This window comes from Pseudomonas sp. ES3-33 (genome assembly GCF_000952175.1).
GTDB lineage: Bacteria > Pseudomonadota > Gammaproteobacteria > Pseudomonadales > Pseudomonadaceae > Aquipseudomonas > Aquipseudomonas gregormendelii.
The window spans coordinates 115,744-125,095 of sequence record NZ_JZRI01000059.1; the positions used below are offsets into that span (position 1 = coordinate 115,744).

Annotated in this window: 8 protein-coding genes; 1 reads left to right on the forward strand and 7 read right to left on the reverse strand. The window is 61.5% G+C overall.

All coding sequences use genetic code 11. The features are described from left to right. Positions 1 to 6 precede the first annotated feature (6 nt). On the reverse strand, positions 7 to 3,108 hold the full coding sequence (locus UB23_RS10760; RefSeq protein ID WP_045059300.1) for a multidrug efflux RND transporter permease subunit: 3,102 nt from the start codon (positions 3,106 to 3,108) through the stop codon (positions 7 to 9). Continuing rightward, positions 3,105 to 4,265: an efflux RND transporter periplasmic adaptor subunit gene (locus UB23_RS10765; RefSeq protein ID WP_045059301.1), complete on the reverse strand. Its 1,161-nt coding sequence runs from the start codon at positions 4,263 to 4,265 to the stop codon at positions 3,105 to 3,107. The genes UB23_RS10760 and UB23_RS10765 overlap by 4 nt, the downstream gene beginning before the upstream one ends. 289 nt (positions 4,266 to 4,554) lie before the next feature. On the opposite strand from UB23_RS10765, the gene UB23_RS10770 reads away from it, so the two are divergent. Next, a complete protein-coding gene (locus UB23_RS10770; protein WP_045059302.1) occupies positions 4,555 to 4,812 on the forward strand; it encodes a hypothetical protein in 258 nt (85 codons plus the stop codon). Between the two features lie 87 nt (positions 4,813 to 4,899). On the opposite strand, the gene UB23_RS10775 is transcribed toward UB23_RS10770, so the two are convergent. From UB23_RS10775 to norR, 5 genes are all read right to left on the reverse strand, one after another. Next, positions 4,900 to 5,649 (reverse strand): YkgJ family cysteine cluster protein, encoded by a 750-nt coding sequence (locus tag UB23_RS10775; protein WP_045059303.1) that lies wholly within the window; start codon positions 5,647 to 5,649, stop codon positions 4,900 to 4,902. A gap of 84 nt (positions 5,650 to 5,733) precedes the next feature. Then, positions 5,734 to 6,060, reverse strand: coding sequence for a hypothetical protein (locus UB23_RS10780; RefSeq protein WP_045059304.1), 327 nt, complete (start codon positions 6,058 to 6,060; stop codon positions 5,734 to 5,736). Between the two features lie 157 nt (positions 6,061 to 6,217). Beyond that, a complete protein-coding gene (locus UB23_RS10785) occupies positions 6,218 to 6,676 on the reverse strand; it encodes a GNAT family N-acetyltransferase (RefSeq protein WP_045059305.1) in 459 nt (152 codons plus the stop codon). Positions 6,677 to 6,703: 27 nt separating this feature from the next. After that, a complete protein-coding gene (locus tag UB23_RS10790) occupies positions 6,704 to 7,606 on the reverse strand; it encodes a chemotaxis protein CheV (RefSeq protein ID WP_045059306.1) in 903 nt (300 codons plus the stop codon). Positions 7,607 to 7,743: 137 nt separating this feature from the next. Further along, positions 7,744 to 9,294 carry a nitric oxide reductase transcriptional regulator NorR gene (norR, locus tag UB23_RS10795; RefSeq protein WP_045059307.1) on the reverse strand — a complete coding sequence of 517 codons (1,551 nt, stop codon included), beginning with the start codon at positions 9,292 to 9,294 and terminating at the stop codon, positions 7,744 to 7,746. Between the last annotated feature and the right edge of the window lie 58 nt (positions 9,295 to 9,352).

Here is a 9,352-nt window from a genome sequence, read left to right on the forward strand (position 1 = left end):
CCCGCCTCAGTCTGTGGTCGCCAGCGCCGCTACCGGGGCTGGTTCAGGTCGATGGAATAGCCGCTCCAGCCACAAGTATATGACCGGCGTGGTGAACAGCGTCAGCGCCTGGCTCACCAGCAGGCCACCGACCACCGCAATCCCCAGTGGCTGGCGCAGTTCGGCGCCGGTGCCGTAGCCGAGCATCAACGGCAAGGCGCCCAGCAGTGCGGCGAGGGTGGTCATGATGATCGGCCGGAACCGCGTGATACAGGCTTCATAGATGGCTTCTTGCGGTGTCAGGCCACGGTTGCGCTGGGCATCGAGGGCAAAATCAATCATCAGGATACCGTTTTTCTTCACGATGCCGATCAGCAGTACCAGGCCGATCAGCGCCATGATCGAAAAGTCCTGCCCGCAGATCCACAGCATGATCACGGCCCCGAGCCCCGCCGATGGCAGCGTCGAGATAATGGTCAGCGGGTGGACAAAGCTCTCGTAGAGCACGCCGAGGATGATGTACACGGCCACCAGCGCCGCCAGGATCAGCCACGGCTGGCTGGCCAGCGAACTCTGGAAGGCCTGGGCTGCGCCCTGGAAATTACCGCTCATGGCGGCCGGCATGCCGATCTCGGCCTTGGCCTGGTTGAGCATGATCACTGCATCGCCCAAGGCCACGCCGGGGGCCAGGTTGAATGACAGGTTGGCGGCCGGGAACATGCCATCGTGGGCAATGGACAGCGGGCCCACCGTTGGCGCATCGAATCGGGCGAGGGCCGAAAGGGGCACCATTTCCCCGCTCAATGGCGAGCGCAGATAGAAATAGTTGAGGCTTTCTGCTTTGCCGCGTTGCCGGGTGTCCAGCTCCAGAATGACGTTGTACTGGTTGATCTGGGTCTGAAATTCGTTGATCTGGCGCTGGCCGAAGGCGTCGTACAGCGCTTCGTCGACATCGCTTGCGGTCAGGCCGAAACGCGCGGCGGCGCTGCGGTCGATGCTGATGTGGGTGATGCTGCCGCCCAGTTGCAGGTCGTTGGAGATGTCGCGGAACGCCGGATTGCTGCGCAGCTTGTCGGTCAGGCGCTGGGTCCAGGTGCTGAGCGTCGCGCCGTCGTTGCTCTTGAGCACGTATTGATACTGCGCGCGGCTGGGGCCGGAGCTCAGGTTGATGTCCTGGCCGGCACGCAGGTACAGCACGATGCCGGGGACTTTCATCAATTGCGGACGAATCCGGTCGATGAACTCGCTGGCCGAGACATCACGGTCGCCGCGTTTTTTCAGGGATATCCAGAACCGGCCGTTGGCGATGGTCTGGTTGCTGCCCGACACGCCGACCGAATGGGAGAACGCCTGCACGGCCGGGTCGGCGGCGACAATCTCGGCCATGGCCAGGTGTTTTTTCACCATGTCACCGTAGGAAATATCCGCAGCGGCTTCGGTGGTGCCCAGGACGAACCCGGTGTCCTGCACCGGAAAGAAACCCTTGGGAATGAATATGTAGCCGGCAATGGCCAGGCCCAACGAAACGCCGAACACCCCGATCATCAGCTTCTGGTGCGCCAGGGCACGACGCAAGCCTTTTTCGTACCACCCCAGCAGGCGTTCGCCGAACCCCGGCTTGCGGTTGGCATGATGCACCGGCGCACGCATGAACAGCGCGGCCAGGGTCGGCGCGAGGGTCAGCGACACTACGACCGAAATCATTATGGTAGCGGTGGCGGTCAGGGCGAACTCCTTGAACAGCCGCCCGACCACGCCGCCCATGAACAGCAGCGGGATGAACGCCGCCACCAGCGAGAAGCTGATCGAGACCACGGTGAAACCGATCTCGCCCGCACCCTTGATCGCCGCCTCGCGCATGCCATCGCCGGCCTCCAGGTGACGGTGGATGTTCTCCACCACCACAATCGCATCGTCGACCACAAACCCCACGGCCACCACGATGGCAACCAGGGTCAGGTTATTCAGGCTGAAGCCCATGATGTACATCAGGGCGAAAGTGGCGACCAGCGAAACCCCCAGTACCGCCGAGACGATCAGCGTTGCGGAGAGCTGGCGCAGGAACAGCGCCATGACCGCGACGACCAGGGCGATTGCGATCAGCAGGGTAATTTCCACCTCGTGCAGCGACGCACGGATGGTCTGCGTGCGGTCGATCAGCACCTTGACCTGGACCGAGGCCGGCAACATGGCCTCCAGGCCGGGCAACGCGGCCTGGATGCGGTCGACTGTTTCGACAATGTTGGCCCCCGGCTGGCGCGAGATCACCAGGTTCACCCCGGGTTGATCACCGGCCCAGGCTTGCACGTAGGCATCTTCCGAACCGTTGACGACTTTGGCCACGTCCTTGAGATGAACCGGGGCACCGTCCTTGTAGGAAACAATGAGTTGGCCGTATTCCTCGGGGTGGAACAACTGATCGTTGGTTGACAGGGTCGAGATGCTTGATTCGCCGTACAGCGCACCCTTGGCCAGGTTGAGGCTGGTTTGCTGAATGGCCACGCGGATGTCGGCCAGGGTCAGGCCGATCGCTGCGAGCTTGTCTGCGGAAGCCTGGACGCGGATTGCCGGACGCTGCTGACCGGTAATATTGATTTGGCCTACGCCGTCGATCTGACTGATCTGCCGCGCCAGCAGGGTTTCCACCAGATCGCTGAGTTCCGGGCCGGGCAGCAGGGTCGAATTGATGCTGAGGATCAGCACCGGGCTGTCGGCCGGGTTGACCTTGCGCCAGGTTGGCAGGTTAGGCATGTCCTTGGGCAGTTTGCCTGAGGCCGTGTTGATCGCCGCCTGCACTTCCTGGGCGGCGGTGTCGATGCTTTTGTCGAGGGTGAACTGCAGGGTCAGGTTGGTCGAGCCCAGGGCGCTGCTCGAGGTCATCTGGGTCACGCCGGGGATGGCGCTGAATTGCACTTCAAGCGGCGTGGCCACCGATGAAGCCATGGTTTCCGGGCTGGCCCCGGGCAATTGCGCAGCCACCTGGATGGTGGGGAATTCGGCTTCCGGCAGCGGCGCGATCGGCAATTTCGGGAACGCGATCACCCCGAGCAGCACCAGGGCGAACGTCAGCAGGATCGTCGCGACCGGATGATCGATGCACCAGGCGGAAACCGAACCGCGGCCTTTCATGACTTGGGCTCCGACTGCACGACCTGCGGCGGCTCGGTCAGCACCTGCACCGTGGAGCCGGGCTTGAGCCGGGATTGACCGTCACTGACCAGTACATCGCCGGGCTTCACGCCCTTGATAATGTCCTGCCCGCTGCCTTGATACACCATCTGCACAGGGACGATTTCAACCTTGTCACCCTTGACCCGGTAGACGAAATGTTGATCAAGCCCGCGCTGTACGACCGTGGGTGGAACCACCAGCGCGGCTTTATCCAGGGCTGTCTGAATTTTTACCGTCACCAGCAGGCCGGGCCAGAGTTTTTGCCCGGGATTGTTGAATTCGGCCTTGGCGCGGATGGTCCCGGTGTTCGCATTGATCTGGTTGTCGATCAGCGTCAGATGCCCCTCGCCCAACAGGTTGCCGGTCTCGCCGTCGGTGTCGGCACCGATGTAGGCAGATACCTGCGCATGCTCGGGGTCGTTGATCAGGCCTTGCAGGGTCGGCAGCATTTGCTGGGGCAGGGAAAACTCCACGGCAATCGGGTCGATCTGGGTCACCGTGAATAGCCCCTGCGTATCGGTCATGCGCAGGACATTGCCTTCGTCTACCGTGCGAATACCCACTCGCCCGGTGACCGGGGAGCGAATCTGCGTGTAGGAAAGTTGTACTTGCGCCGCATCGATCGAGGCCTGGTTACCTTGGGCCGTGGCCTTGAGCTGGTTGACCAGCGCCTGCTGCTGATCATAGGTCTGCTTCGACACGCCATCGTCGACGCTGAGCAATTTGTAGCGCTTGAGGTTGACCAGTGCCACCTGCAACTGCGCCTGGCTTTCACCCAATTGCGCGCGGGCCTGATCAAGGTTGGCGCGAATCGTGCGGTCATCGATGGTGGCGAGCAGGTCGCCTGCTTTCACCAATTGTCCTTCCTTGACCAGCAATTTGGTGAGCACACCATCGATCTGCGGACGCACCACCACACTGTGCAGGGACAGCACTGAACCAATGCCGCTGACAAAGCGCGGAACATCTTTTTCAGCGACGTTCACTACGCGCACGGGAATGGCGTTCGGCGTGGCCAGTTTCGCCGTGGCTGGCTTGCTCAGGTACCAGATGCCCAGCGCAATCAGCGCGATCAGAAGGGTGGCGAGCAGGGCGGTCTTTTTCTGGATTCGCATGCGAGTGGGGCGCCGGGCAGAAGATCGAAATGGGAGGGAGATTTATACCTCCCTTATAGCCCTGTTACACCGTCAGCAAAGTGACTGCCAACTGACAGCGCTGTCAGTTTGGTCGCCAAGGCTGTAAGAGGCACCGTCACCTACCCGTAGGCAGCGGTTGTCAGCAGGCGTTGAAAATTCTTGCAGTGCCGACCGAAGGTGCGCGTGCGTGGGTCGGCCGGGCAGGTATACTGCCGCCTTTCGCGGCTCGCTGACCGGGCCCGACTCTTTTGCATCACCCGGAGCTTTCATGACTTCCCCGACACAACCGCCGGTTGCCGACGCTTCGAGCGACGCCTCGGCAGACCTGCCAGACAGCGTCGACTCCAACGCAGACAGCGAAACCAAAACTGCAATCCCGGCCTTCAAGTTCCCGTTCAAGCCAGGTGAGCTGGCTGCGACAAAAAACGCCAGCCAGCCCTGGTACAAGAATGGCGCGAAGAATGGCCACACCAAGACCCCAGGCGCTGCGCCTCCGGGTACCCGTCGTTCGATGGGTAAGCGCTAGGCTTCTGGATAATTGCTGATGGGTGCACTGCCATCGCGAGCAGGCTCGTTCCCACAGGGGCGGGCTTGGCCGCGATAGGTGTTCAGATCAGGCCGACCGCAACGAAATAAACGCATAGTTTTGCGCTGCCTCGCTGGTCACCTCGGCACCGGCGGCTTGCACCTGGCCGGCGATGTCGTCGCCTGACACATGGAACAGCCACTCACTGGCCCATTCCGGCAGCGTCTGGCCGGCCAGCTCATCGAAGATCGTGGCAAATTCCGCCATATCCGGCAGGTACGCGGTGAACCCGTCGCCCTTCAACGCCGTGGTGCGAATGCCCAATAGCGCGCACATCGCATCCTTGACCAGCACGTCGTCGCGGTCCGCCTGGCGGGAGCGCTGGATCAGCTCGGCCAGTGGCTGATCGACCAGGGTGCCGCCGACGATCAGGTCCGGGCCGCTTTCCCACGATTGTGGCGGGCATTCCTTCACCGCGATGTCGAGCGGAATGTGCGGATTGATCTCCATGGGGTAGATGCGGCAGACCAACGGGCGGCGGTCATAGATGCGACACAGGTTGTCTTCGTCAAGATTCCGGCAGCGACCCTGGTTGTAGGCGGCAAAGGTAATGGCCACGAAGGCCTCGGTTTCGCCGCTGCTGACCTGCACCGAGCGACGCTCGGCATGTTCGCGTTGCTGCACTGGCAGGCCCAGGCCATTAGCGAGAAAACCCTCGACCAGCACGATCACCTGACCGCCGTCAGCGGCCCACATGCGGGCTTCATCCAGGGTCAGGGGGACATGGTGATCGGTGCAGCATTTGCCACAACCTACGCAGGAAAACGTCGTATTCATTGAGCAGTCAGTCGCATCCGAGGGCAGTCAAGCGGTGACGGAAAATCACCACGCAGGCCTGCCTGGAAGCAAGTTATGCGCCATTCACCGGTTTTTGGCCGGAGGGCGGATGGAATCCCACTCGGTGACATAGGCTGTTTTGCTTTTCTTGTTGTAGAGGCACAGCTCGGTGCCTTGCTGGCCTTTCATGTGTTTTTGCGGGTACTGGCCTTGCAGCAGCAGTGCGGTGTACTCGACCCGGTCATCGAATTGAGCGGCGTTGCCAACCGGTTTGGCGTTCTTCAGGCCGCTCGCCTTGGTGCAACTGGTGAGCACAGCCTTGTCGAAGGCGGCCCAGGCGTCGGAGCTGGAAGCCTGGGCCTGGGTGGCGAGGGCGCCGAGGCAGATGAAGGTCAGGGTGATTGCTTTCATGGGTTCCGGGATCCTGGGGCATGGGTTGTCCGAAGTTGGAGTATGCCTCCACAGGATAAGTTTGCCCGACCGCCAAAAGATCGCAGCCTTCGGCAGCTCCTACAGGGTCGACCGCGTTCGTCTGCAGGAGCTGCCGCAGGCTGCGATCCTGGCGATATCAGGCAGGTACCGGTTCGCGCCGAACCACATACATCCCGACATGCTCATACAATCGCTGCGCCTTCAGGTTGTCTTCCAGCACCTTCAAATCGACAAATCCTTCGCGCCGACACTGGAATATGTTGAAAGCATGGAGCAGCAGTGCCTGGCCTAAACCTCGGCCTTGGGCCCGCGGATGCACCACCAGGTTTTTGATGTAGGCACTCGTCCAGCACTGGCAGACACCCACAATCCCTTCATCGTCCAGCGCGATGAAGCACAGGGATGGGTCGTACTCGGGATCGGTTTCAAAACGCCTTTGCCAGGTATCCAGGGCCGGCACGCGACCGCCACCGTGCAGATAACCCTGTTCCATCAAACGATGAACGGCTTCAGCCAGGTCCGGGCGGTACTCGCAGAGGACAATACCCTGCGGCCAAGTGATCGCAGGCACCGCTGCAGCGAGGTTGCGCCGCATCAGAAAACAGAAATCCTTGCTCACACCTTAATGACCCTGTTCTGCAACGGTCTTGGCGGCTTCGATCAGGCACTTGGTCAGTTCCGGCGAGGAGAACTTGGTCAACACGGCGTTGGCGCCGGCAAGACGAGCCTTTTCGCTGTTCATCGCACTGTCCAGAGACGTGTGGAGCAACACATAGAGGTGGGAGAAATCCGGGGTTTCACGCAAGGTCCGGGTGAAGGCATAGCCGTCCATCTCCGACATTTCTATGTCTGAAACGATCAGGTTGATCTGCTGTTCGGTGCCTTGCAAGTCCAGCAGGCAATCGATGGCCTCCTTGGCGCTGCGGGCGGTGTGGCATTGCAGGCCGAGGTTGCGCAGGGTGTGCACCGATTGCTGCAATGCGGTCTGGCTGTCATCGACCACCAGGATCCGGGCGTTGCCGAGTATGTCGGCGTCTTCCATGCTGAGTTCGGTCGGTGCCGATTCGATCTGGGCCGGGGCAATGCCGTGGATGACCTTTTCGATATCCAGCACCTGCACCAGCGTGCCATCGACCGAGGTGACCCCGGTGATGTACGAGCGCGAGCCTCCAGAGCCGTAGGGCGGTGGGCGGATATCGGTGGTCAGGCAGTGGACGATCTTGCTCACTGCCTGCACGTGCAGGCCCTGTTTGGAGCGGCTGACATCGGTGACGATCAGGCAGCCACCGTTGGGGTCTTCCAGCGGTCGTTCGCCAATGGCACGGCTGAGGTCAATCACCGACAACGACATTCCGCGCAGGCTGGCGATGCCTTTGACGTGGGGGTGTGACTCCGGCATTTTGGTCAGCGGCGGGCAGGGGATGATTTCACTGACTTTCAGCAGGTTAATCGCCATCAGCTTGCCGCTGCGCAAGGTAAATAGCAGAAGCGAGAGTGAGTCTGCGCGGGCTTTGGTGGAGGACATAAAAACCTTCTGTGGAGAAAGGTGATGGGCGTCTCGGGGACCGCCAACAACTATCGATGCCGGGTTATCGACTTGTTGGGGTCAGGCTTTAGCCTTCAATCGATGTTCGATGGATCAAAAGATCGAACGATCTTCTGTTACTTCATGCCGAGGCGCTTGGCCATGCGTCCAAGGTTCGCCCGGTCCAGGCCCAGCTCCCGCGCCGCGCTGGCCCAATTGTCGTGGTGGCGTTCCAGGCAAGCGCTGATCAGTTGTCGCTGATAATTTTCGGTTGCTTCACGCAGGTCACCCGACACCAGTGCCACCGCTGCACCGGCGGGTTGCTCTGGCACTGCTTCGACGTTGCCGTAGGGCAGGTCCAGATCCGCCGCGCTCAAGGTGAGAATCTTCGGCCGCTCCTTGCAGTGACCCAGCGCCTTCAGGGCGCTGCGGCCAATCAGGTGCTCCAGCTCTCGCACGTTGCCCGGCCAGTCGTAGGCCAGCAACGCGGCCTGGGCATCGCTGCTCAGACGCAGGCTGTTGAGGCCCATGCGTGAGCGGTTCTGCTCAAGGAAGTATCCGCTGAGCAACAGTACATCGCGCCCGCGGTCGCGCAGCGCCGGCACCAGCAGGGGATAGACGCTCAGCCGGTGATAAAAATCGGCACGATAGCGACCACTGCGCACTTCCTCGGCCAGGTCGCGGTTGGTCGCGGCAATCAAGCGCACGTTCACCTGATGTTCCTTGTCCGACCCCAGTCGTTGCAGCTGGCCGCTTTGCAGCACGCGCAGCAGTTTGGCCTGCACAGTCAGCGACAGCTCGCCCACTTCGTCGAGAAACAGCGTGCCGCCATTGGCCAGTTCGAATTTGCCGCGCCGGTCATTGGTGGCGCCGGTGAAGGCGCCGCGCACGTGGCCGAATAGCTCGCTTTCCACCAGGGTGTCGGGCAGGGCGGCGCAGTTGAGGCTGATGATCGGTTTGTCGGCGCGGGCGGACGCAGCGTGGATGGCCTGGGCCACCAGTTCCTTGCCGACCCCGGTTTCGCCAGTGATCAGTACGGTGAGGTCGCTGCTGCCCACCAGGTCGATTTCTTCAACCAGGCGTTTGAGCGCCTTGCTCTGGCCAATCATCTCGCGGTTCTGCTGGCCGCTCGCCTGGCGATAAACCTCGGCGCGCTGATGCTCGTCTTCGGCCCTGTTGGCCAGGCGTTCGATCCGTTCGGCTGCATTGACCGTGGCCGCCGCCAGGCTGGCGAACGCTTGCAGCGCATCCAGCTCAATCGGTTCGAAGCGTTGCGGATCGAGGGCATCGAGCGTCAGCAAGCCCCATGGGCGTTCGTCGATAAACAACGGGCAGCCCATGCAGTCATGGACTTCCAGATGCTCATGCAGGCCATCGACCAGCCCATCGTAGGGGTCTGGCAACTCGCTATCGGCGGCAAACCGGGTGGGGCCCGGACTGCTGAGCAGCGCTTCGAAGCGCGGATGCTCGCTGATTTTAAAGCGCCGCCCCAGGGTATCCGTGCTCAGGCCGTCGACTGCCAAGGGCACCAACCATTCGCCATCGATGCGCAGCAGGGCTGCGGCATCGCACGGCAGCAGGGCGCGCATGGCTTCGAGCAGGCGTCGATAACGCTCGCCCTCCGGGAGCTCGCGGGACAGGTCAGAGACCAGCGGGAGCAGCGTGGTGAGCAAGGATTTTGCAGTCATAGTGACTCCATATAGTCGATATGACTATAAATCAAATTAGGTCTAAATGACTATATAG